The organism is Pseudomonas sp. WOUb67, from assembly GCF_050058005.1.
GTDB classification, from domain to species: domain Bacteria; phylum Pseudomonadota; class Gammaproteobacteria; order Pseudomonadales; family Pseudomonadaceae; genus Aquipseudomonas; species Aquipseudomonas putida_R.
In genome coordinates this window covers 5,906,306-5,928,261 of sequence record NZ_CP170112.1, presented here as the reverse complement: position 1 = coordinate 5,928,261, position 21,956 = coordinate 5,906,306, and the positions used below count along the sequence as shown (strand labels likewise).

Annotated in this window: 20 protein-coding genes; 17 read left to right on the top strand and 3 right to left on the bottom strand. The window is 63.1% G+C overall.

The features are described 5' to 3' along the window. The first annotated feature begins 113 nt into the window (after positions 1–113). The 6 genes from tilS (at position 114) to ispD (ending at position 6,741) form a co-directional block, all read left to right on the top strand. Positions 114–1,397: a tRNA lysidine(34) synthetase TilS gene (tilS, locus tag ABOC32_RS26210; protein WP_426809420.1), complete on the top strand. Its 1,284-nt coding sequence runs from the start codon at positions 114–116 to the stop codon at positions 1,395–1,397. A gap of 269 nt (positions 1,398–1,666) precedes the next feature. Continuing rightward, positions 1,667–3,295 carry a CTP synthase gene (locus ABOC32_RS26205; RefSeq protein ID WP_016501153.1) on the top strand — a complete coding sequence of 543 codons (1,629 nt, stop codon included), beginning with the start codon at positions 1,667–1,669 and terminating at the stop codon, positions 3,293–3,295. A 3-nt stretch (positions 3,296–3,298) separates the two neighbouring features. Then, positions 3,299–4,144, top strand: a complete 846-nt coding sequence (gene kdsA / locus ABOC32_RS26200) for a 3-deoxy-8-phosphooctulonate synthase (protein WP_086974731.1) — start codon at positions 3,299–3,301, stop codon at positions 4,142–4,144. A 153-nt stretch (positions 4,145–4,297) separates the two neighbouring features. Further along, on the top strand, positions 4,298–5,587 hold the full coding sequence (eno, locus tag ABOC32_RS26195; RefSeq protein WP_016501151.1) for a phosphopyruvate hydratase: 1,290 nt from the start codon (positions 4,298–4,300) through the stop codon (positions 5,585–5,587). A 168-nt stretch (positions 5,588–5,755) separates the two neighbouring features. Next, the gene (gene ftsB, locus ABOC32_RS26190; RefSeq protein ID WP_004375443.1) at positions 5,756–6,037 is read left to right on the top strand and encodes a cell division protein FtsB; all 282 of its coding nucleotides are present in this window, start codon (positions 5,756–5,758) and stop codon (positions 6,035–6,037) included. Beyond that, positions 6,034–6,741: a 2-C-methyl-D-erythritol 4-phosphate cytidylyltransferase gene (gene ispD / locus ABOC32_RS26185; protein ID WP_426809419.1), complete on the top strand. Its 708-nt coding sequence runs from the start codon at positions 6,034–6,036 to the stop codon at positions 6,739–6,741. The genes ftsB and ispD overlap by 4 nt, the downstream gene beginning before the upstream one ends. Before the next feature lie 132 nt (positions 6,742–6,873). Here the strand turns inward: ispD and ABOC32_RS26180 are convergent, their stop codons facing one another. After that, positions 6,874–7,770 (bottom strand): LysR substrate-binding domain-containing protein, encoded by an 897-nt coding sequence (locus ABOC32_RS26180; protein WP_280346021.1) that lies wholly within the window; start codon positions 7,768–7,770, stop codon positions 6,874–6,876. Positions 7,771–7,877: 107 nt separating this feature from the next. On the opposite strand from ABOC32_RS26180, the gene ABOC32_RS26175 reads away from it, so the two are divergent. From ABOC32_RS26175 to rpoS, 8 genes are all read left to right on the top strand, one after another. Then, positions 7,878–8,990: an S-(hydroxymethyl)glutathione dehydrogenase/class III alcohol dehydrogenase gene (locus ABOC32_RS26175; protein WP_426809418.1), complete on the top strand. Its 1,113-nt coding sequence runs from the start codon at positions 7,878–7,880 to the stop codon at positions 8,988–8,990. A gap of 8 nt (positions 8,991–8,998) precedes the next feature. Further along, a complete protein-coding gene (gene fghA, locus ABOC32_RS26170; RefSeq protein ID WP_086974728.1) occupies positions 8,999–9,853 on the top strand; it encodes an S-formylglutathione hydrolase in 855 nt (284 codons plus the stop codon). Between the two features lie 341 nt (positions 9,854–10,194). After that, entirely contained in the window at positions 10,195–10,668 is a 474-nt protein-coding gene (gene ispF / locus ABOC32_RS26165) for a 2-C-methyl-D-erythritol 2,4-cyclodiphosphate synthase (protein WP_016501146.1), read from the top strand. Continuing rightward, positions 10,665–11,723: a tRNA pseudouridine(13) synthase TruD gene (gene truD, locus ABOC32_RS26160; protein ID WP_426809417.1), complete on the top strand. Its 1,059-nt coding sequence runs from the start codon at positions 10,665–10,667 to the stop codon at positions 11,721–11,723. The genes ispF and truD overlap by 4 nt, the downstream gene beginning before the upstream one ends. Continuing rightward, entirely contained in the window at positions 11,711–12,460 is a 750-nt protein-coding gene (surE, locus tag ABOC32_RS26155) for a 5'/3'-nucleotidase SurE (RefSeq protein WP_086974726.1), read from the top strand. The genes truD and surE overlap by 13 nt, the downstream gene beginning before the upstream one ends. Positions 12,461–12,495: 35 nt before the next feature. Continuing rightward, positions 12,496–13,134: a protein-L-isoaspartate(D-aspartate) O-methyltransferase gene (locus tag ABOC32_RS26150; protein ID WP_015269209.1), complete on the top strand. Its 639-nt coding sequence runs from the start codon at positions 12,496–12,498 to the stop codon at positions 13,132–13,134. Positions 13,135–13,373: 239 nt separating this feature from the next. Continuing rightward, entirely contained in the window at positions 13,374–14,231 is an 858-nt protein-coding gene (locus ABOC32_RS26145; protein WP_086974724.1) for a peptidoglycan DD-metalloendopeptidase family protein, read from the top strand. Positions 14,232–14,339: 108 nt separating this feature from the next. Next, positions 14,340–15,347, top strand: a complete 1,008-nt coding sequence (gene rpoS, locus ABOC32_RS26140) for an RNA polymerase sigma factor RpoS (RefSeq protein ID WP_009686059.1) — start codon at positions 14,340–14,342, stop codon at positions 15,345–15,347. A gap of 601 nt (positions 15,348–15,948) precedes the next feature. Here rpoS and fdxA read toward each other — a convergent pair. After that, positions 15,949–16,272 (bottom strand): ferredoxin FdxA, encoded by a 324-nt coding sequence (fdxA, locus tag ABOC32_RS26135; protein ID WP_012270863.1) that lies wholly within the window; start codon positions 16,270–16,272, stop codon positions 15,949–15,951. Between the two features lie 140 nt (positions 16,273–16,412). Continuing rightward, positions 16,413–18,986, bottom strand: coding sequence for a DNA mismatch repair protein MutS (mutS, locus tag ABOC32_RS26130; protein ID WP_426809416.1), 2,574 nt, complete (start codon positions 18,984–18,986; stop codon positions 16,413–16,415). Positions 18,987–19,173: 187 nt separating this feature from the next. Between mutS and ABOC32_RS26125 the strand changes: the two genes are divergently transcribed. The 3 genes from ABOC32_RS26125 to recA all read left to right on the top strand — a co-directional run bounded on the left by ABOC32_RS26125 (position 19,174) and on the right by recA (position 21,949). Next, positions 19,174–20,241: a hypothetical protein gene (locus ABOC32_RS26125; RefSeq protein ID WP_426809415.1), complete on the top strand. Its 1,068-nt coding sequence runs from the start codon at positions 19,174–19,176 to the stop codon at positions 20,239–20,241. A gap of 54 nt (positions 20,242–20,295) precedes the next feature. Then, the gene (locus ABOC32_RS26120) at positions 20,296–20,778 is read left to right on the top strand and encodes a CinA family protein (protein WP_426809414.1); all 483 of its coding nucleotides are present in this window, start codon (positions 20,296–20,298) and stop codon (positions 20,776–20,778) included. 103 nt (positions 20,779–20,881) lie between these two features. Beyond that, on the top strand, positions 20,882–21,949 hold the full coding sequence (gene recA, locus ABOC32_RS26115) for a recombinase RecA (RefSeq protein WP_016501139.1): 1,068 nt from the start codon (positions 20,882–20,884) through the stop codon (positions 21,947–21,949). The last annotated feature ends 7 nt before the right edge of the window (positions 21,950–21,956 follow it).

Here is a 21,956-nt window from a genome sequence, read left to right as displayed (position 1 = left end):
CGGCAAGCCAGCTCCCACAATGTCCGCGTTGTCGCTGACCTTTGTGGGAGCCTGGCTTGCCGGCGATAGGGGTGCAAAGCACCCCCGGCGATCTCAAGCCAAGTGAGGAGCTGATGATCAACATCACCCCCTGGCTTAACGCCCCTGCCTGGTACATCGCCTTCTCCGGCGGCCTCGACTCCACCGTCCTCCTGCACCTGCTGGCCACCCACGCCCGCAACCACGCTTCCCCCCCGCTGCGCGCCATCCATGTCCACCACGGCCTGCAAACCGCCGCCGACGCCTGGCCCGCCCATTGCCAAGCCATCTGCGACAACCTTGGCATCGAACTTCAGGTCATCCACGTCCAGGTCACTCCCGGCGCCAGCCTCGAACAGGCCGCCCGCGATGCCCGCTATGCCGCTTTCAAGCAAGCCCTCGCCCCTGGCGACGTCCTGTTCACCGGGCAGCACCGCGACGACCAGGCCGAAACCCTGCTCTTTCGCCTGTTGCGCGGTGCCGGCCTGCGTGGCCTGGCGGCGATGCCGGGGCAGCGGGCGCTAGGGCAGGGCAGCCTGGTCAGGCCGTTGCTGGGTTGTTCACGCCAGCAACTGCAGGACTATGCCCGGGCGAACGGCCTTGCCTGGATTGAGGACCCGTCGAACGCCGACACACAATTTGCCCGCAACTACCTGCGTGGCGAAGTGTTCCCGCACTTGCAACAACGTTGGCCACAGGCCAGCCAGAACCTCGCACGCGCCGCAGAGCACCTGGGTGAAGCCCTGGGCCTGCTGGACGAACTGGCCCAGGGCGACCTGGCGCTTGCGCAGGTGGGGGCGCCCGTCGCCTGGTCGGGCCTGGACTCCGTTGACCTGGGCACACTCATGGCGCTGTCGCCGGCCCGTCAGCGCAATGCCTTGCAATACTGGCTGAGCCGGCGCACCCGTTTGCCCGACACCCGGCATTGGGCGGGCTGGGCAGACCTGCGCGATGCTGCCGCCGATGCCCAGCCGGTCTGGCAGCTTGCCGATGGGCAACTGTTGCGCAGCGATGGCCGCATCTGGTGGCTGAGCGGCGACTGGCTGCAGCAACCTGTCGGCGAAATGGCCTGGCCGAATTCAGCGTTGCCCCTGGTTCTGCCAGGTAACGGCAGGGTGCGTCTTGATGTCGCCGTGCCAATGGCCGGCCTGCGCATTGCCTACCGCCAGGGCGGTGAAATGCTGGAGGTCCCCGGCCGCGGCCGTCGCGACCTCAAACGCTTGCTCAATGAGCAGCGGGTGCCGTATTTCCTGCGTCCGCGCCTGCCGTTGCTGTACCAGGGCGAACAGTTGGTGGCGGTGGCCAACCTGCCCGGGCTGGTGCGGGCGGATTGCCAGCTGCATTGGCAGTTACCGACGAGCGCGCAAGGTTTGAGATGAAGGGTACATTCCGGTAGACTACCCTCCCTTCTTGATACAACTTCTGTGGCTTCCGCGAAAACACAGGGGTTGCCGGTTACCAAGCAGTTTTTTGCTGGGCTGATTCTGAAAATGACGAGCGAGCTCCATGCCGGGGATACCCCTGGTCTGTACAGACGCGACAGTTTTTCGAGATGCACTGTGACTGACGCAGGTGATCGGGGGCTTCGGCCTTCCATCGCTTTCTCCGGCGGCGCTGGCCGCCTTAACGCAGACTTCTAGGGTTTTTCATGACGCGCTACATATTCGTCACGGGCGGTGTTGTTTCTTCATTGGGGAAAGGCATTGCCTCGGCTTCCCTGGCGGCCATCCTGGAAGCGCGGGGCCTGAAGGTCACCATGCTCAAGCTGGATCCGTACATCAACGTCGATCCGGGCACCATGAGCCCGTTCCAGCACGGTGAAGTGTTCGTCACCCACGATGGCGCCGAGACTGACCTCGACCTGGGCCACTACGAGCGGTTCATCCGCACCACCATGACCCAGAACAACAACTTCACCACCGGTCGCATTTACGAGCACGTGCTGCGTAAAGAGCGTCGTGGTGACTACCTGGGCGCGACCATCCAGGTCATCCCGCACATCACCGACGAGATCAAGCGTCGCATCATCAAGGGCGCCGGCGATGCCGACGTGGCCCTGGTGGAAATCGGCGGTACCGTGGGTGACATCGAGTCGCAGCCGTTCCTCGAGGCCATTCGCCAGCTGCGCGTCGAAGTGGGCTCCAAGCGCGCCATGCTCATGCACCTGACCCTGGTCCCGTACATCGCCACCGCTGGCGAAACCAAGACCAAGCCGACCCAGCACTCGGTCAAGGAGCTGCGCTCCATCGGCCTGCAGCCTGACGTGCTGATCTGCCGCTCCGACCACCCGGTCGATGCCTCGTCGCGTCGCAAGATCGCGCTGTTCACCAACGTTGAAGAGCGTGCGGTGATTTCGCTGGAAGACGTCGACACCATCTACAAGATCCCGGGCGTGCTGCACGCACAGGGCCTGGACGACTTCGTCGTCGAGCGTTTCGGCCTGCAGTGCAATGGCGCCGACCTGTCCGAGTGGGACAAGGTGGTCGATGCCAAGCTCAACCCTGAGCACGAAGTGACCATCGCCATGGTCGGCAAGTACATGGAGCTGCTGGATGCGTACAAGTCGCTGATCGAAGCGATGAGCCACGCCGGCATCACCAACCGCACCAAGGTCAACCTGCGCTACATCGACTCGGAAGACATCGAGAACCAGGGCACCAGCCTGCTCGAAGGCGCCGACGCCATTCTGGTGCCGGGCGGTTTCGGCCTGCGTGGCGTGGAAGGCAAGATCACCGCGGTGCAATATGCCCGTGAGAACAAGGTACCGTACCTGGGCATCTGCCTGGGCATGCAGGTGGCCGTGATCGAGTTCGCCCGTAACGTAATGGGCTGGAAAGACGCCAACTCCACCGAGTTCGACCGCAACAGCGGCCACCCGGTAGTCGGCCTGATCACCGAGTGGGCTGATGCCACCGGTGCCGTCGAGACCCGTACCGAGGCTTCCGACCTGGGCGGCACCATGCGTCTGGGCGCACAGGACTGCCAGCTGGCGGCCGGCTCCAAGGTGCACGACTGCTACAACAAGGACGTGATCACCGAGCGTCACCGTCACCGCTACGAAGTGAACAACAACCTGCTGCCGCAACTGGTCGACGCTGGCCTGGTGGTTTCCGGCCGTTCCGAAGACGGCGCGCTGGTGGAAGTGGTCGAGTCCAAGGACCACCCATGGTTCGTCGCCTGCCAGTTCCACCCGGAATTCACCTCCACCCCGCGTGACGGCCACCCGCTGTTCAGTGGTTTCGTCAAGGCAGCCCTGGCTCAGAAGAACAAGGCCTGATCAATGACCCAGAAGATCATTCGCGTCGGTAACATCGAGATCGCCAACGACAAGCCGTTCGTCCTGTTCGGCGGCATGAACGTCCTGGAGTCCCGTGACCTGGCAATGAAGGTCTGCGAAGAGTACGTGCGGGTGACCGAGAAGCTCGGTATCCCGTACGTGTTCAAGGCCAGCTTCGACAAGGCCAACCGTTCGTCGGTGACGTCCTACCGTGGTCCGGGCATGGAAGAAGGGCTGAAGATCTTCGAAGAGATCAAGCGCACCTTCAACGTGCCGGTGATCACCGACGTGCACGAGCCTTACCAGGCCGAGCCTGTCGCCAAGGTGTGCGACATCATCCAGCTGCCGGCCTTCCTGTCGCGGCAGACCGACCTGGTGGTGGCCATGGCCAAGACCGGCGCGGTGATCAACATCAAGAAGGCCCAGTTCCTCGCACCCCAGGAAATGAAACACATCCTGGCCAAGTGCGTAGAGGCCGGTAACGACCAGTTGATCCTCTGTGAGCGTGGTTCGAGCTTCGGCTACAACAACCTTGTAGTGGACATGCTCGGCTTCGGCATCATGAAGCAGTTCGAGTACCCGGTGTTCTTCGACGTGACCCACGCCCTGCAGATGCCGGGTGGTCGCAGCGATTCCGCCGGTGGCCGCCGTGCCCAGGTCACCGACCTGGCCAAGGCCGGCATGAGCCAGGGCCTGGCCGGCCTGTTCCTCGAAGCCCACCCCGACCCGGACAACGCCAAGTGCGATGGCCCATGCGCCCTGCGCCTGGACAAACTGGAGCCATTCCTGGCCCAGCTCAAGCAACTGGACGACCTGGTGAAAAGTTTTCCGACGGTAGAAACCGCGTAAAGCTCATTTCTCGGGTAAAGTACCGCCCGATCCACCCCTGACCAATCGGTCAGGGGCTCCCTTCACCCGGCCTGCCCACTGCAAATCCGCCTGGTGAACGGCAAGAATTTCTTAAGCTAGGTTGTTTTCGTCAATTCTGGAGTGCTTACAACAATGGCAAAAATCGTCGACATCAAAGGTCGTGAAGTTCTCGATTCGCGTGGCAACCCCACCGTGGAAGCCGATGTACTGCTCGACAACGGCATCATCGGCAGCGCTTGCGCGCCGTCCGGTGCTTCCACCGGCTCGCGCGAAGCGCTTGAGCTGCGTGATGGCGACAAGAGCCGTTACCTGGGCAAGGGCGTGCTGAAAGCCGTCGGCAACATCAACGGCCCGATCCGTGAGCTGCTGCTGGGCAAGGATCCTTCCGACCAGAAGGCCCTGGACCGCGCCATGATCGAACTGGACGGTACCGAGAACAAGGCCAAGCTGGGCGCCAACGCCATCCTGGCTGTTTCCCTGGCTGCCGCCAAGGCCGCTGCCCAGGACCAGGACCTGCCGCTGTACGCGCACATCGCCAACCTGAACGGCACCCCGGGCCAGTACTCGATGCCGGTTCCGATGATGAACATCATCAACGGTGGCGAGCACGCCGACAACAACGTCGACATCCAGGAGTTCATGGTTCAGCCGGTTGGCGCCAAGACCTTCTCCGACGGCCTGCGCATGGGTACCGAAATCTTCCACCACCTCAAAGCCGTGCTGAAGGCCCGTGGCCTGAACACCGCCGTGGGTGACGAAGGTGGCTTCGCGCCTAACCTGGCTTCCAACGAAGACGCCCTGGCTGCCATCGCCGAAGCCGTCGAAAAAGCCGGCTACAAGCTGGGCACCGACGTGACCCTGGCCCTGGACTGCGCAGCTTCCGAATTCTACGAAGACGGCAAGTACAACCTGTCCGGCGAAGGCAAGTCGTTCGATGCCGAAGGCTTCGCCGAGTACCTGAAAGGCCTGACCGAGCGCTTCCCGATCATCTCGATCGAAGACGGCCTGGACGAGTCCGACTGGGCTGGCTGGAAAATCCTCACCGACAAGATCGGCGAGAAGGTACAGCTGGTTGGCGACGACCTGTTCGTGACCAACACCAAGATCCTCAAGGAAGGCATCGAGAAGGGCATCGGTAACTCGATCCTGATCAAGTTCAACCAGATCGGCTCGCTGACCGAAACCCTGGAAGCCATCCAGATGGCCAAGGCTGCCGGCTACACCGCGGTGATCTCGCACCGTTCCGGTGAAACCGAAGACTCGACCATTGCCGACCTGGCCGTGGGTACCGCTGCCGGCCAGATCAAGACCGGTTCGCTGTGCCGCTCCGACCGCGTTTCCAAGTACAACCAACTGCTGCGCATCGAAGAGCAACTGGGTGCCAAAGCGGTTTACCGTGGTCGTGCCGAGTTTCGCGGCTAAGCAAGAGATGGTAAAAAGACAGCAGCCGGAGCTGTAGGAACGTTCGTACTGAACTTTACTGCGTTCCAACGGGTTTCTGTCTACGAAGCCTGGCCTCGGCCAGGCTTCGTGCTATTTGAGACCCCGAAATGCATAGTGTGCGGCGGTCTTTTTAACCTGGATACCTAGATGCGCAGTCCTTATTGGTTGTTCCTCGTCCTGCTCCTGCTGCTGGGTGGCCTGCAGTACCGCCTGTGGGTGGGTAATGGCAGCCTGGCGCAAGTGACCGAGCTGAAGCAGCAGATTGCCGAGCAGCATGCCGAGAACGAGCGCCTGCTCGAGCGTAACCGTGTGCTCGATGCCGAAGTGCTGGAGCTGAAAAAAGGCATGGAGACCGTTGAAGAGCGGGCTCGCCACGAATTGGGAATGGTCAAAGAGGGCGAAACCCTCTTCCAGTTGCCACAGAAATGATTGATACCTTGCCGGCCTTCTGGGCCGTGATTCCTGCTGCGGGCGTTGGTGCCCGCATGGCTGCCGACCGCCCCAAGCAATACCTGGAGCTGGCCGGGCAGACCCTTCTCGAGCACAGCCTCGACTGTTTTCTTGGCCACCCGGCGCTCAACGGTGTGGTGGTCAGCATTGCTGAGGACGACCCATACTGGCCCACCCTGCGTTGCGCCAGCGACTCGCGCATCCAGCGCGCAGCGGGCGGGCGCGAGCGCGCTGACTCGGTGCTTAATGCGTTGCTGTTGCTGCATGCCCAGGGCGCCTCGGACAGCGACTGGGTGCTGGTGCACGATGCTGCGCGGCCGAACCTTGCACGCAGCGACCTGGACAAGTTGTTGTCGGAGCTGGCAGACGACCCGGTGGGTGGCCTGCTGGCCGTGCCGGCGCGCGACACCCTCAAGCGTGCCGACAGCAATGGCCGGGTGAGCGCTACCGTGGACCGCAGCACTATCTGGCAGGCTTACACGCCGCAGATGTTCCGCCTTGGGGCGTTGCACCGGGCACTGGCCGAGTGCCTGGTGTCGGACGTGGTGGTGACCGATGAGGCCTCTGCCATCGAATGGTCCGGCCAGGCGCCGCGGCTGGTGGAAGGGCGCAGTGACAACATCAAGGTCACCCGCCCCGAAGATCTGGAATGGTTGCGCCAGCGTTGGGCGGGTAGGCGCTGATCGTCGTTCTCCTGTACCGGCCTCTTCGCGGGTAAACCCGCTCCCACAGGGTCTCCACCGGGTCTGAAATCTGTGAGATACCTGTGGGAGCGGGTTCACCCGCGAAGAGGCCAGTACAAGCAGCACATCCCTTCAGCCGAAACGATATTCCGGCAACCCCGCCAACCCTTCCTTCAGGTAATCCACCAACCGCCGCACCTTCGGCGACAGGTGCCGCTGCTGCGGATACAGCGCCCACACTGCCGTATTCGGCGGCTGGTGCGCTTCCAGCAGTGACACCAGCGCACCACTGTTCAGGTGCTCCAGCACGTAGTAATCCGGCAACTGGCACAGCCCTATCCCTTGCAACGCCGCATCCAGCACGGCCTGGCCACTGTTGCAGCGCCAGTTGCCCTGTATCCGCTGGCTGATCTCGCGGCCGTCCTGTTGCAGTGCCCACAAGTCCGAACTGCCCACCAGGCAATTGTGCCGCGCCAGTTCCGACAGGCTGTGCGGCCGGCCATAACGTTCCAGGTAGGCCGGCGACGCGCACAGGTACATGCGTCGCGGCGCCAGGCGCGTGGCCACCAGCCGGGAGTCGGCCAGGCGGCCCAGGCGGATGGCCAGGTCCATGCCCTCATGCAGCAGGTCGAGGGTGTGGTTGCTCAGTTCCACATCCACCCGCAACTGCGGGTAGAGCGCCATGAACCGTGTCACCAGCGGCACAATGAAGCGCTCGCCGTAGGCGACCGCGCAGGTCATGCGCAGCAAGCCCTTGGGTTCGCTGGCCAGGTCGCCCATGGCGCGTAGGGCTTCCTCGCGGCCATCCTGCAGGCGTTGGCAATGCTGCAGAAAGGTCTGCCCGGCCTCGCTCAGGGTCACCCGGCGGGTGCTGCGGTACAGCAGGCGTGTCTGCAGGCGCTCCTCCAGCCGGGCGATCTGGCGGCTGATGTGCGACGACGAAACGCCCAGGCGTTCGGCTGCTGCCGTGAACTGGCCCGATTCGGCCACGGCGACGAATTCGTCGATGCCTTCCCAGCGGCTGCTCATTGATTATCCCTGTGTGGCAATAATGTTTTGTCTTTGGCCGGATTATTCATCAAAAGGCGGTGAATTACACTGTGAGCCTGAATCGACCCTCTGTCTGGAGACCTTTGATGATCAAGTCCCGTGCTGCCGTAGCCTTCGAAGCCAAGAAACCCCTGGAAATCGTCGAAGTCGACGTGGCCATGCCCAAGGCCGGTGAAGTGCTGCTGCGTGTGGTCGCCAGTGGTGTCTGCCACACTGATGCCTACACCCTTTCCGGTGCCGACCCGGAAGGCATCTTCCCGTCGATCCTCGGCCATGAAGGCGGTGCGATCGTCGAAGCAGTAGGCGAGGGCGTGACCTCGGTGGTCGTCGGCGACCACGTGATCCCGCTGTACACCCCGGAATGCGGCAAGTGCAAGTTCTGTCTCTCGGGCAAGACCAACCTGTGCCAGGCCATCCGTGCTACCCAGGGCAAGGGCCTGATGCCGGACGGCACCACGCGTTTCTCGTACAAGGGCCAGCAGCTGTTCCACTACATGGGCACCTCGACCTTCTCCGAGTACACCGTGCTGCCGGAAATCTCCGTGGCCAAGATCCAGAAAGAAGCCCCCCTGGAAAAGGTCTGCCTGCTGGGCTGTGGCGTCACCACCGGTATCGGCGCGGTGCTCAACACTGCCAAGGTCAAACCGGGTGACACCGTGGCCATCTTCGGCCTGGGCGGCATCGGCCTGTCGGCAGTGATCGGTGCGGTCAAGGCCAAGGCCTCGCGCATCATCGCCGTCGACATCAACCCGGCCAAGTTCGAGATCGCCCGCCAACTGGGTGCCACCGACTGCATCAACCCGAAAGAATACGACCGCCCGATCCAGGAAGTGATCGTCGACCTCACCGACGGTGGCGTGGACTTCTCCTTCGAGTGCATCGGCAATGTGCAACTGATGCGCGCTGCCCTGGAATGCTGCCACAAGGGCTGGGGCGAGTCGGTCATTATCGGCGTAGCCGCTGCCGGCCAGGAAATCGCCACCCGTCCGTTCCAGCTGGTCACCGGCCGCGTCTGGCGTGGCTCGGCGTTCGGCGGCGTGCGTGGCCGCAGCGAGCTGCCTAGCTACGTGGAAATGGCCGAGAAGGGCGAGATCCCGCTGGATACCTTCATCACCCACACCATGGGCCTGGAAGACATCAACAAAGCCTTCGACCTGATGCATGAAGGCAAGAGCATCCGCAGCGTGATCCACTTCTGAGGTACGCCATGAGCCTGGATAACATCTCCTGCCAGAAGAGCTTCGGCGGCTGGCACAAGCGTTACCGGCATCACTCCAAGGTGCTGGGCTGCGACATGGTGTTTGCCGTGTACCTGCCACCGCAGGCCGAGCAGGGCGAGAAGCTGCCGGTGCTGTACTGGCTGAGCGGCCTCACCTGCACCGACGAGAACTTCATGCAGAAGGCCGGCGCCCAGCGCATGGCCGCGGAGCTTGGGCTGATCATCGTGGCCCCCGACACCAGCCCGCGTGGCGAACAGGTGCCGGGCGACCCGGACGGCGCCTGGGACTTCGGCCTGGGGGCCGGCTTCTACCTCAACGCCACCCAGCAACCCTGGGCCCAGCACTACCGCATGCACGATTATGTGGTGGAGGAGTTGCCGGCGCTGATCGAGGCGCACTTCCCGGCGTCGGGCGAGCGCAGCATCAGCGGCCACTCCATGGGGGGGCATGGCGCACTGGTGTGCGCCTTGCGCAACCCGGGGCGCTACCGCTCGGTGTCGGCGTTCTCGCCGATCAGCAACCCGATGGATTGCCCGTGGGGCGAGAAAGCCTTCAGCCGCTACCTGGGTGAAGACCGCGCGCGCTGGCGCGAGTGGGATGCCAGCGTGCTGCTGGCCGAAACCCCTGCTGGCGAGTGCCCGCCGTTGCTGGTTGACCAGGGTGACCGTGACGACTTCCTCGAAAAGCAGCTCAAGCCTGAAGCGCTGGAGCAGGCGGCACGCAAAGGGGGCCATGAAATGACCCTGCGCCTGCAGCCGGGCTATGACCATAGCTACTACTTCATTGCCAGCTTCATCGAGGAGCACCTGCGCCATCATGCGGTGGCACTGGGGCGGGTTTAAGGCATAGCATTTTGGGTGCCTGGGAGATCGAGCGCCGCCCGCGCGGCGCATCGCGAGCTGCGCTCGCTCCTACGTTTGTTTCGGGCCAGTAACGCCTGTGACGGGCGCGCGCGACCGCCTTGTTCGCACGACGCGATATCGCGCCATGTGCCAAAGCGTTCGCGCGCAAACTTCACAGGAATAATTGGCCCGAAACAAACGTAGGAGCGAGCGCAGCTCGCGATGCGCCGCGCGGGCGGCGCTCGATCTTGCAGGCGCTGAAAATCCCAAGGCGATCACCTCCAGCCCAATGCCTCAAAAGCAGGTAGAATCACGCCCTGACTCATTCAGGGCGTTTTTCTATGCGTATTGGCCATGGCTACGATGTGCACCGTTTCTGCGACGGTGATTTCATTACCCTGGGCGGGGTGCGTATCCCCCACAAATACGGCCTGCTGGCCCACTCCGACGGCGACGTGCTGCTGCACGCCCTGAGCGATGCCTTGCTGGGCGCTGCGGCGCTGGGCGATATCGGCAAGCACTTCCCCGACACCGACCCACAGTTCAAGGGTGCCGACAGCCGCGTGCTGCTGCGCCATGTAGTCGGCATCGTCAAGGCCAAGGGCTGGAAGGTCGGCAATGTCGACGCCACCATCGTCGCCCAGGCGCCGAAGATGGCCCCGCACATCGAGACCATGCGCCAGCTGATCGCCGAAGACCTGCAGGTCGAACTCGACCAGGTCAACGTCAAGGCCACCACCACTGAAAAGCTGGGCTTCACCGGCCGTGAGGAGGGGATTGCCGTGCATTCGGTCGCCCTGCTGCTGCCAGCATGACCGAACTGGAACTGCTGGGCCCGTGCGCATCGGGCGAACCCTTGGGCACCGCCGTCCTCAAGGCGGTGGCTGAAGACTTCCAGGTCGACGAAGTGCTGGACATTCCGCTGTCCGGCCAGGGCGAGCACCTGTGGCTGTGGGTCGAAAAGCGTGACCTGAACACCGAAGAGGCCGCCCGCCGCCTGGCGCGCGCCGCAGGCGTGCCGGTGCGTTCGATCAGCTACGCCGGGCTCAAGGACCGTCAGGCCCTGACCCGTCAGTGGTTCAGCCTGCACCTGCCGGGCAAGGCCGACCCGGACCTGTCGCGCGCTGAAGACGCCAGCCTGCGCGTGCTCAAGCAGGTGCGCCACCAGCGCAAGCTGCAGCGTGGCGCGCATTCGGCCAACGGCTTCACCCTGCGCCTGACGGCCCTGGCTGCCGACCACCAGGCTGTGGATGCACGCCTGGCACAGCTCAAGCAGCACGGTGTGCCCAACTATTTCGGCACCCAGCGCTTCGGTCACGGCGGGGGCAACGTCCATGACGCCCTCGACTGGGCCGCGCGCAAAGCCTTACCCGAGCAGCGCAACGTGCGTTCGCGGCTGCTTTCGGCCGGGCGCAGCTACCTGTTCAACCAGGTGCTGGCGGCACGTGTCGCTGAAGGTAGCTGGGCGCAGGCCCAGGTCGGCGACCTGCTGGCGTTCACCGACAGCCGTAGCTTCTTCCCGGCCGGCGAGGCGGAATGCGCCGACCCACGCCTGGCGATTCTCGACCTGCACCCGACCGGCCCGATGTGGGGCGAGGGCGGTTCGCCTGCAGGCGGCGCCACTGCGCAGCTGGAAAATGCCGTCGGCGCACGGCAGTCGGCACTTTGCCAGTGGTTGGCCCAGGCGGGCATGGATCACGAACGGCGTATTTTGCGGCTCCCTATTGGCGGCCTGACATGGCATTATCCCGAGCCTGATATCCTGCAACTGGAATTCGTCCTGCCGGCCGGATGCTTCGCCACCATAGTGGTGCGCGAAATTGTGGATCTGGTGTCGGCAGGGCAGACGGACAGCCCATGCGTATTCTGATTTCGAACGACGACGGTGTTACCGCACCCGGCATCGCCGCGCTGCACGCTGCGCTGGCGGATTACGCCGAGTGCGCGGTGATCGCCCCGGATCAAGACAAGAGCGGCGCCAGCAGTTCGCTGACGCTGGACCGGCCACTGCACCCGCAGACCCTGGCCAACGGCTTCATCAGCCTCAACGGCACACCGACCGACTGTGTGCACCTGGGGCTCAATGGGCTGTTGCCGCAGGTGCCGGACATGGTCGTGTCGGGGATCAACCTCGGTGCCAACCTGGGTGATGACGTGTTGTACTCCGGTACGGTCGCCGCTGCGTTGGAAGGCCGTTTCCTGGGCACCACATCGCTGGCGTTTTCGCTGTTGTCGCGTCAGCCGGACAACCTGCCGACGGCGGCCTACATCGCCCGTCGCCTGGTCGAGGCGCAGTCGCGCCTGGTGCTGCCGCCACGCACCGTGCTCAACGTCAATATCCCCAACCTGCCGCTGGAGCACATCCGTGGCATCCAGCTCACCCGCCTCGGTCACCGGGCAAGGGCGGCGGCACCGACCAAGGTGGTCAATCCGCGCGGCAAGGAAGGCTACTGGATCGCCGTGGCCGGTGATGCCGAAGATGGCGGCCCTGGCACCGACTTCCATGCGGTGATGCAAGGCTTCGTCTCGATCACGCCGCTGCAGCTCGACCGCACCTTCAATGATGCCTTCGAGCAGCTCGACGGTTGGCTGGAGGGCGTGCTCTGATGCGCGAGGACGATATGCTGCGGCGTGGCATCGGCATGACCTCCCAGCGTACCCGGGAGCGGCTGATCCAGCGCCTGTGCGAAGAGGGTGTGTCGAACACCAAGGTGCTCGACGTGATCCGTCGTACTCCGCGTCACCTGTTCGTCGACGAAGCACTGGCGCATCGTGCCTACGAAGACACCGCGTTGCCGATCGGCCACAACCAGACCATCTCCCAGCCCTTCATGGTTGCCCACATGAGCGAGCTGCTGCTCGAAGCCGGGCCACTGGACAAGGTGCTGGAGATCGGCACCGGCTCGGGTTATCAGACGGCGATCCTGGCCCAACTGGTGGAGCGGGTATTCTCGGTGGAGCGTATCAAGGTGCTGCAGGACCGGGCCAAAGAGCGCCTGGTGGAGCTGAACCTGCGCAACGTGGTATTCCGCTGGGGCGATGGTTGCGAAGGCTGGCCGGCGCTGGCGCCGTACAACGGCATCATCGTCACGGCAGTGGCGCCGGAAGTGCCCCAGGCACTGCTTGACCAGCTGGCCCCTGGTGGCCGCATGGTGATCCCGGTGGGGCCGGCCGGCGAAACCCAGCAACTGATGCTGATCGTGCGCGAGGAGCATGGGTTCTCCCGCCGTGTGCTGGGGGCAGTGCGCTTCGTACCGCTGCTCAATGGCCCGCTGGCCTGAGCGCTGCCTCGGGCTGGTCACTGCCGATATGAGCCGTGCGGTATTTTTGCGCCGGCGGCGAATTCTTACAGCTTCGCCCTGTCTATCTGGCGGAGCGAGGCGCTAGCACGCAGCGCCCACCGTGGCTTTGCAACAGCCTTTTGCATCAGCCTGCCATTACCGGCCGGCTTGGTTATAATTGCAACAATATTGCATTTCTTGTCTTCATATCGTATTTCGGCACCATGAGGGGAGCGCGGGTGGGTCACACAGTCATTCGGCAGCGCAAGGACGGGTCGGGTTTCAAGCTTCTGGTGATTGCACTGGCCATGGGCACGCTTCTGGTGGGTTGCTCGAGCACCAGTAACACCAGCGCGCGGGTGGTCGACCGCAACAACACCGTGCCCAAGCGCCCGACGGTGACGTCCGGGCAGTACGTCGTCAAGCCGGGTGACACGCTGTTCTCCATCGCCTTCCGCTATGGCTGGGACTACAAGGAACTGGCCGCACGCAACGGCATCCCGGCGCCTTATACCATCCGCCCGGGCCAGGCGATTCGTTTCAGCAGCGGTTCAAGCAGCAGTACCACGGTGGTGTCCAACCCGTCCTCGTCGAGCCGCACCACGGTCACGCGGCGGCCTGTGGGGAGCACGCCCACGTCGCCTGCCAGCACCAGCAAACCGGCCACGACGGCCCCTTCCACCAGCGCGCCGGTGGTTGCCACCGTGCCCGCTGCGGAGCGCGCGGTAGGCGGCTGGACCTGGCCTGCCAACGGCGTGCTGATTGGAAAATTTGCTTCAAACGGTAGTTTGAATAAAGGCATTGATATCGCCGGTGATTTGGGACAGCCTGTTTTTGCTGCGTCTGATGGTGCGGTGGTTTACGCCGGGAGTGGTTTGAGGGGCTACGGCGAGCTGATCATCATCAAACACAGCGATACCTACGTCAGTGCCTACGGTCATAACCGCAGGCTGTTGGTTCGGGAGGGGCAGCAGGTCAAGGCAGGGCAGTCGATTGCTGAAATGGGGTCCACGGGCACAGATCGGGTGAAGCTGCATTTTGAGATTCGCCGCCAGGGCAAACCCGTCGATCCACTCCAGTTCCTGCCACGCCGTTGATCGTTGTACCCGGCCTGTTCCTGTGATGTAGAGGGGACAGGCTCCAGCGCTGCCAGGGATAAAGGTGCCGCTCGAGTCTGAGTTCGAACTCAGCAAAGGACTATAACAATGGCTCTCAGTAAAGAAGTGCCGGAGTTTGACATCGACGATGACGTCCTCCTGATGGAGACGGGCATCGTTTTGGAAACGGATGTGGTGTCAGACGAACCTGCTGTATCTTCGGTTCGGACGAGGGCCAAGTCGGGCTCTTCGCTCAAGCAACACAAGTACATCGATTACACCCGGGCGCTCGATGCCACCCAGTTGTATCTCAACGAGATCGGCTTCTCGCCGCTGCTTTCGCCAGAAGAGGAAGTGCACTTCGCGCGCCTGTCGCAGAAAGGCGACCCCGCTGGCCGCAAGCGCATGATCGAAAGCAACCTGCGCCTGGTTGTAAAAATTGCCCGTCGTTACGTGAACCGGGGCCTGTCGCTGCTCGACCTGATCGAGGAGGGCAACCTGGGGCTGATCCGTGCGGTCGAGAAGTTCGACCCGGAGCGTGGTTTCCGTTTTTCGACCTATGCGACCTGGTGGATTCGCCAGACCATCGAACGGGCGATCATGAACCAGACCCGCACCATTCGCCTGCCGATCCACGTGGTCAAGGAACTGAACGTGTACCTGCGCGCCGCCCGCGAGCTGACCCAGAAACTCGACCACGAACCCTCACCGGAAGAAATTGCCACGCTGCTGGAGAAGCCGGTCGCCGAGGTCAAGCGCATGCTGGGCCTGAACGAGCGGGTGTCTTCGGTGGATGTGTCGCTTGGCCCGGACTCGGACAAGACCCTGCTCGACACCCTGACCGACGACCGCCCGACCGACCCATGCGAACTGCTGCAGGATGACGACCTGTCGCAGAGCATCGACCAGTGGCTGGGCGAATTGACTGACAAGCAGCGTGAGGTGGTGGTGCGTCGCTTTGGCCTGCGTGGGCATGAGAGCAGCACCCTGGAAGATGTTGGCCTGGAGATCGGCCTGACCCGGGAGCGGGTACGGCAGATCCAGGTAGAGGGGCTCAAGCGCCTACGCGAGATCCTTGAGAAGAACGGCCTGTCCAGCGAGTCTTTGTTCCAGTAGCGAACGCCTGTCACACAAAACGCCCCGATGACCTCGGGGCGTTTTTGTGTGTGTTATTTGAAAATGATGGGGGGCGCTGCGCGCCCCATTCGCAGCACAAGGCTGCTCCTACAGGGATACGCGATCATGCAGGCAATCACGGTCTTTTGTAGGAGCAGCCTTGTGCTGCGAATGGGCTGCAAAGCAGCCCCACATGTATGGCGCCACCTCAGTAACATTGCGTGTAAGCCTTTTCTTACTTGTTTTGTAAGCTATCTATGCATGTCGCAGTAAATCATTGTCGTTTTCAGTCTTTGTATTTTTACAACCCATTGAAAAACATGATTTATTCGGCTGTGAGGAAATGTGTCCCCTGCAATACCTTGTGAGGTATCGCGCTTGCCCGCCCGGCTCAACCCGCTAGTATTCGAACTGTGCACAGGGACATGCACAGGCTTTCAGGACGAAGGCCAGGGACGTCGCAAGAAGCGATTTCATCAGGATGATGTCAGGGACAAGCAGGGACTACGGAAAAAAATGTGGGCGGGTCAAACCGCCCCTTTTTTTTGCCCGTAGAAAAACAAAAAAGGCCCCGAGGGGCCTTTTTCGTGTCCGGGCGCTATCAGCGCTCCAGGTCTGCAATCTTGCCAGTCTTGCCGTCCCACTCTTCAGCGTCAGGCAGGGCATCCTTACGCTCGGTGATGTTTGGCCAGACTTCCGCCAGTTCGGCGTTCAGCTCGATGAAGTTCTCCATCCCGGCAGGGATTTCGTCTTCCGAGAAGATGGCTTGCGCCGGGCATTCCGGTTCGCACAGGGCGCAGTCGATGCACTCGTCCGGGTGGATGACCAGGAAGTTCGGGCCTTCGTAGAAGCAGTCCACCGGACAGACTTCCACGCAGTCGGTGTATTTGCATTTGATGCAGTTGTCGGTGACGACGAAGGTCATTTCTAATTCTCTCCTCAGGCGACGGCGGCGGCCCTTCCTCTCAGGGCCGCGCGGTTTACAGGTATGTGGCTGCAGGCCAGGCTAATAACCTGCAGCACCAGCAAACCGCGGCGGATTCTACCAGCTTGTAGTGGGCGCCGTTATAACAGGTTCTTTAGTTGATATAGCATTTCGATAGCTTGGCGCGGGGTCATGTCGTCCAGTTGCAGCTTGCCCAGCTTCTCGATGGCCGGGTGTGGCAGGCTGGCGAACAGATCGCTCTGGTGCGGCACCTGTGGCACATCCCTGGCCTTTTCGGCCGGGGTTTGTTCATGCGGCAGGCTGGTGGTTTCCAGGCGCGCCAGGTGTTCGCGAGCACGCTGGATCACCACCCCCGGCACACCGGCCAGTTGCGCCACGGCCAGCCCGTAGCTCTGGCTGGCAGGGCCAGGCAGCACATGGTGCAGGAACACGATACGCTCGTTGTGCTCGGTGGCATTCAGGTGCACGTTGGCCACCAGCGGCTCACTTTCGGGCAGCACGGTGAGCTCGAAGTAGTGGGTGGCGAACAGGGTATAGGCGCGCAACTGGGCCAGGCGCTCGGCGGCAGCCCACGCCAGCGACAGGCCGTCGAAGGTACTGGTGCCGCGGCCCACTTCGTCCATCAGCACCAGGCTGCGGTCGGTCGCGTTGTGCAGGATGTTGGCGGTTTCGCTCATCTCGACCATGAAGGTCGAGCGCCCGCCGGCCAGGTCGTCGCTGGAGCCGATGCGGGTGAAGATGCGGTCGACCAGCGACAGTTCGCAGCTGGCTGCCGGCACGAAGCTGCCGATGTGCGCCAGCAGCACGATCAGGGCGGTCTGGCGCATGTAGGTGGATTTACCGCCCATGTTCGGGCCGGTGATGATCAGCATGCGGGTGCTGTTGTCCAGGCCCAGGTCGTTGGCCACGAACGGCGTGGTCAGTACCTGCTCCACGACCGGGTGGCGGCCTTGCTCGATGCGCAGGCACGGCTCGTCGACGAAGCGCGGGCAGTTCAGGTCGAGGTTCAGCGCACGTTCGGCCAGGTTGCTGAGCACATCCAGTTCGGCCAGGGCGGCGGCGCTGTCCTGCAGCGGCGCCAGGTGGCTGATCAGGGTTTCCAGCAAGGCGTCGTAGAGCATCTTCTCGCGGGCCAGGGCGCGGCTCTTGGCCGACAGCGCCTTGTCCTCGAACACTTTCAGCTCGGGGGTGATGAAGCGCTCGGCGCCCTTGAGGGTCTGACGGCGGATGTAGTCGCCCGGCGCCTGCTCGGCCTGCTTGGTCGGCAGCTCGATGAAGTAGCCGTGCACCCGGTTGTAGCCGACCTTGAGGTTGGCAAGGCCGGTGCGGGCCTTTTCCCGGGCTTCCAGGTCGATCAGGAACTGGCCGGCGTTCTCGCTGATCGCCAGCAGCTCGTCCAGCTCGTTGTCATAGCCGGTCTTGAGCACGCCGCCGTCGCGGATCACCGCTGGTGGGTTGTCGATGATCGCCCGCTCCAGCAGGCTGGCCAGCTCCGGATAGGTGCCGGTAATGGCCGCCAGGCGCGCAAGGTGCGGCGCCTCCAGTTCGGTCATGGCGTTCTGCAGTTCGGGCAAGGCACCCAATGCATCGCGCAGGCGCGCCAGGTCGCGTGGGCGGGCATTGCGCAGGCCGATTCGGGCGAGGATCCGCTCGATGTCGCCAATTTCTTTCAGCTGCGGCTGCAGCTTCTCGAAGCTGTAGCTGTCGAGCAGGCAGCGGATCGAATCCTGGCGTGCCTGCAGCACCTTGAGGTCGCGCAACGGTCGGTTCAGCCACCGGCTCAGCAAGCGGCTGGCCATGGCAGTCTGGCAGCGGTCGACCACCGATTGCAGGGTGTTGTCACGCCCACCCGCCAGGTTGACGTCCAGCTCCAGGTTGCGACGGCTGGCGCCATCGAGGATGACCGTGTCGTCCAGGCGCTCGTGGCGCAGGCTGCGCAGGTGCGGCAGGGCGGTGCGCTGGGTTTCCTTGGCGTAGGTCAGCAGGCAGCCGGCGGCGCCGATGGCCAGGGTCAGCTTGTCGCAGCCAAAGCCCTTGAGGTCCTTGGTCGCGAACTGCTGGCACAGGGCCTTGCGTGCCGAATCGCGGTCGAAGTCCCACGGCGCCCGGCGGCGGGCGCCCGGGCGTTTTTCGGCGGGCAGGTCGCGTGGCCAGTCGTCAGGGATCAGCAGCTCGACCGGGTTTAGGCGCTCAAGCTCGGCCAGCAGGTTCTCCCAGCCTTTGATTTCCTGCACGCTGAAGTTGCCGCTGGTGATGTCCAGCACGGCCAGGCCGAACAGGCGTTCGTCACCCAGCAGCGCGGCAATCAGGTTGTCGCGACGCTCGTCGAGCAGCGCCTCGTCGCTGACCGTGCCAGGGGTGATGATACGCACCACCTGGCGCTCCACCGGGCCCTTGCTGGTGGCCGGGTCGCCAATCTGTTCGCAGATCACCACCGATTCGCCCAGCTTGACCAGCTTGGCCAGGTAGCCTTCCAGCGAATGGAACGGAATCCCGCACATGGGGATGGACTGGCCGGCCGACTGGCCGCGCGCGGTCAGGGTGATGTCCAGCAGTTTCGCGGCCTTCTTCGCATCTTCGTAGAAGATTTCGTAGAAGTCGCCCATGCGGTAGAACATCAGCTGGTCCGGGTGCTGGTTCTTCAGCTTCCAGTACTGCTGCATCATCGGTGTGTGTGCGGAAAGATCTGACATTCAGGGCCTTACAGCGGGTGATCTGGTTGGCGATGGTAAACCCGCAATGGTACAGGCTTTTTTGTTGCGATGCAGGCGCAGGCTTCGGGGTATGTGCGCGCAGCCTGGCGGGCAATGGTGGAGCTGCGCCGCGTTACCCTCTAGAATGCGCGGCCCTCGACGAACGCTTCTAGCCGTGACCTGCACGATGAATGTGTCCAGCCCTGTCCCTCATGTCAAACAACAGCTGATCTACCTCCTGTACGGCGAGCGCCGGATCTATCAGCTGGAGGCCAAGCTCAGCATCCTCACCGCCGTGGCGCGCTGCAAACCGGCAGAGCTGCCGGTGATCCGCATACTCACCGACCAGCCGCAGGCCTTTGTCGGATGGCCGGTGGAAGTGATCACCCTGGACGAGCAGACCCTGCAGGCGTGGACCGGTGACGGCGGCTACACCCACCGGCGCAAGGCCTGCGCCATTGCCCTGGCAGGGCAGTGGGCGGACAAGACCGTGTTCATCGATACCGATACGGTGTTCCTGCAATCGCCGCTGAAGCTGTTCAGCCAGGTCGATACCGGGCAGTTCCTGGTCGACGAAGTGGAAACGAGCTGGGCCGAGGCTTCGCGCAGCAGCGACTACCTTCGCTTCAGTGCGGGGCTCGCCGAGGCTGGACATGCGCCGACCGACGATTTGCGCCTGTGCAACAGCGGTGTCATGGGCTTCACCCGCTGCAATGTCGGCATTGCCGAGCGCGCCATTCCGCGCATCGATGCCTGGACCCCCTATAGCGATGACCTGCACACCATCGAACAGATCGCCTTTTCCTTTGAGCTGCACGGCGCGCAAGTCAATGAGGCGCGCGGCGTGATCAGCCATTACTTCGCGATGAAGCAGTACGTGCATGCCATCCTGGAAATCTTCTTCGCCAGGCACGGCGAAGGCTTCCATCCACAGATGCCGAGCCTGGCCCTCAAGGTGCCGGCACATCGCCCTGTACCTTCGTGGCTGGCGCGGCTTTCGGTGAAGTGGAGCCTCAAGCGTGTGCCGCGGGAGCTGCGCGGCATCGGCCGCAAGCTGCTGTATGGCAGTGTGATGAGCGGCGACGACTACCAGCGTGCCTGCAAGGTGATCTGGTGGCGCTCGGCGATTGAAGACATGCGCAAGCAAGGTGATTTCGACTGGAGCCAGGAATGGCCGGCAGGGCTGCCGCGCCTGGGGCGGCGTGACGAGCGTGCGTTCAGCGAAATTGCCCGGGACAGCCTGAAGGTTTCCTGAGCCAGCGGCCGCGACAGGGTGATAGGGTAGAGGGCAGCCTTCCAGGAGCCCGACATGGACCCGATTACCACGCTTGCCACCCGTCTGGGTGAACACCTGCGCCGTTTCAATGCACAGGTGACCACCGCCGAATCCTGCACCGGCGGTGGCATTGCCGAAGCCATCACCCGCATACCTGGCAGCTCGGCCTGGTTCGAGGTTGGCTATGTGACCTATTCCAACGCCCAGAAAAACCGCCTGCTGGGTGTGCCCGAGGCCTTGTTCGGCGAAGTGGGCGCGGTCAGCCAGGAAGTGGTCGAAGCCATGGTCCGCGGGGCCCAGGCCGCCAGCGGCGCGCGCTTTGCCGTGGCGGTAAGCGGTGTGGCCGGGCCGGACGGCGGTTCGCCAGCCAAACCGGTCGGTACCGTGTGGCTGGCCTGGGGTGACGGCAACCGGGTGTTCAGCGAGCGCCGCCAGTTCGACGGTGACCGCGAAGCGGTGCGCCGACAAACGGTGAGCGCCGCGTTAGACGGCTTGTTACAGCTTGGTGCCGAGTAAATCGACGACAGGGGTTTGCGCGGGCGCCTGCCTGTGGAATAATACTGGCTACTTATACAGGTATTCCGGCCATCAGGGCCAAGTCGAACACGTGAGGATTTCAATGGACGACAACAAGAAGCGCGCCTTGGCTGCGGCCCTGGGTCAGATCGAACGCCAATTCGGCAAAGGCGCGGTCATGCGCATGGGTGACCAGGAGCGTCAAGGTATTCCGGCCATCTCCACCGGCTCCCTGGGCCTGGATATTGCCCTCGGCATCGGCGGCCTGCCAAAAGGCCGTATCGTCGAGATCTATGGCCCGGAATCGTCGGGTAAGACCACGCTGACCCTATCGGTCATCGCCGAAGCCCAGAAAAGCGGTGCCACCTGCGCCTTCGTCGACGCCGAACACGCCCTCGACCCTGAGTACGCCGGCAAGCTGGGCGTCAACGTCGACGACCTGCTGGTCTCGCAGCCGGACACCGGCGAACAGGCCCTGGAAATCACCGACATGCTGGTGCGCTCCAACGCCGTTGACGTGATCATCGTCGACTCCGTGGCCGCGCTGGTACCCAAGGCCGAGATCGAAGGCGAAATGGGTGACATGCACGTGGGCCTGCAGGCTCGCCTGATGTCCCAGGCGCTGCGCAAGATCACCGGTAACATCAAGAACGCCAACTGCCTGGTCATCTTCATCAACCAGATCCGTATGAAGATCGGCGTGATGTTCGGCAGCCCGGAAACCACCACCGGTGGTAACGCCCTGAAGTTCTACGCCTCGGTGCGTCTGGACATCCGCCGTACCGGTGCGGTCAAGGAAGGCGACGAGGTGGTCGGTAGCGAAACCCGCGTCAAGATCGTCAAGAACAAGGTGTCGCCGCCGTTCCGTCAGGCCGAGTTCCAGATTCTGTACGGCAAAGGTATTTACCGTAACGGCGAGATCATTGACCTGGGTGTGTCCCAAGGCCTGATCGAGAAGTCGGGTGCCTGGTACGCTTACCAGGGCAACAAGATCGGTCAGGGCAAAGCCAACGCTGCCAAATACCTGGCCGAGAACCCGGCTATTGGTACCGAGATCGAGAAGCAGATCCGTGAAAAGCTGCTGAAAGCTGGTGCTGCCGCTGAAGCCAACAAGGCTGCCGCCGTTGATGCCAGCGCCGACGATGTGGCTGACGCCGAAGCCGGTTATTGATTGAGCG

Excerpts from the sequence above, each read along its gene's own strand:
- eno (WP_016501151.1), top strand. The coding sequence starts at position 4,298 with ATGGCAAAAATCGTCGACATCAAAGGTCGTGAAGTTCTCGATTCGCGT.
- surE (WP_086974726.1), top strand. The coding sequence starts at position 11,711 with ATGCGTATTCTGATTTCGAACGACGACGGTGTTACCGCACCCGGCATC.
- ispD (WP_426809419.1), top strand. The coding sequence starts at position 6,034 with ATGATTGATACCTTGCCGGCCTTCTGGGCCGTGATTCCTGCTGCGGGC.
- tilS (WP_426809420.1), top strand. The coding sequence starts at position 114 with ATGATCAACATCACCCCCTGGCTTAACGCCCCTGCCTGGTACATCGCC.
- fghA (WP_086974728.1), top strand. The coding sequence starts at position 8,999 with ATGAGCCTGGATAACATCTCCTGCCAGAAGAGCTTCGGCGGCTGGCAC.
- rpoS (WP_009686059.1), top strand. The coding sequence starts at position 14,340 with ATGGCTCTCAGTAAAGAAGTGCCGGAGTTTGACATCGACGATGACGTC.
- ispF (WP_016501146.1), top strand. The coding sequence starts at position 10,195 with ATGCGTATTGGCCATGGCTACGATGTGCACCGTTTCTGCGACGGTGAT.
- ABOC32_RS26180 (WP_280346021.1), bottom strand. The coding sequence starts at position 7,770 with ATGAGCAGCCGCTGGGAAGGCATCGACGAATTCGTCGCCGTGGCCGAA.
- kdsA (WP_086974731.1), top strand. The coding sequence starts at position 3,299 with ATGACCCAGAAGATCATTCGCGTCGGTAACATCGAGATCGCCAACGAC.
- mutS (WP_426809416.1), bottom strand. The coding sequence starts at position 18,986 with ATGTCAGATCTTTCCGCACACACACCGATGATGCAGCAGTACTGGAAG.
- ftsB (WP_004375443.1), top strand. The coding sequence starts at position 5,756 with ATGCGCAGTCCTTATTGGTTGTTCCTCGTCCTGCTCCTGCTGCTGGGT.
- ABOC32_RS26150 (WP_015269209.1), top strand. The coding sequence starts at position 12,496 with ATGACCTCCCAGCGTACCCGGGAGCGGCTGATCCAGCGCCTGTGCGAA.
- fdxA (WP_012270863.1), bottom strand. The coding sequence starts at position 16,272 with ATGACCTTCGTCGTCACCGACAACTGCATCAAATGCAAATACACCGAC.
- ABOC32_RS26120 (WP_426809414.1), top strand. The coding sequence starts at position 20,296 with ATGGACCCGATTACCACGCTTGCCACCCGTCTGGGTGAACACCTGCGC.
- ABOC32_RS26175 (WP_426809418.1), top strand. The coding sequence starts at position 7,878 with ATGATCAAGTCCCGTGCTGCCGTAGCCTTCGAAGCCAAGAAACCCCTG.
- truD (WP_426809417.1), top strand. The coding sequence starts at position 10,665 with ATGACCGAACTGGAACTGCTGGGCCCGTGCGCATCGGGCGAACCCTTG.
- ABOC32_RS26125 (WP_426809415.1), top strand. The coding sequence starts at position 19,174 with ATGAATGTGTCCAGCCCTGTCCCTCATGTCAAACAACAGCTGATCTAC.
- ABOC32_RS26205 (WP_016501153.1), top strand. The coding sequence starts at position 1,667 with ATGACGCGCTACATATTCGTCACGGGCGGTGTTGTTTCTTCATTGGGG.
- recA (WP_016501139.1), top strand. The coding sequence starts at position 20,882 with ATGGACGACAACAAGAAGCGCGCCTTGGCTGCGGCCCTGGGTCAGATC.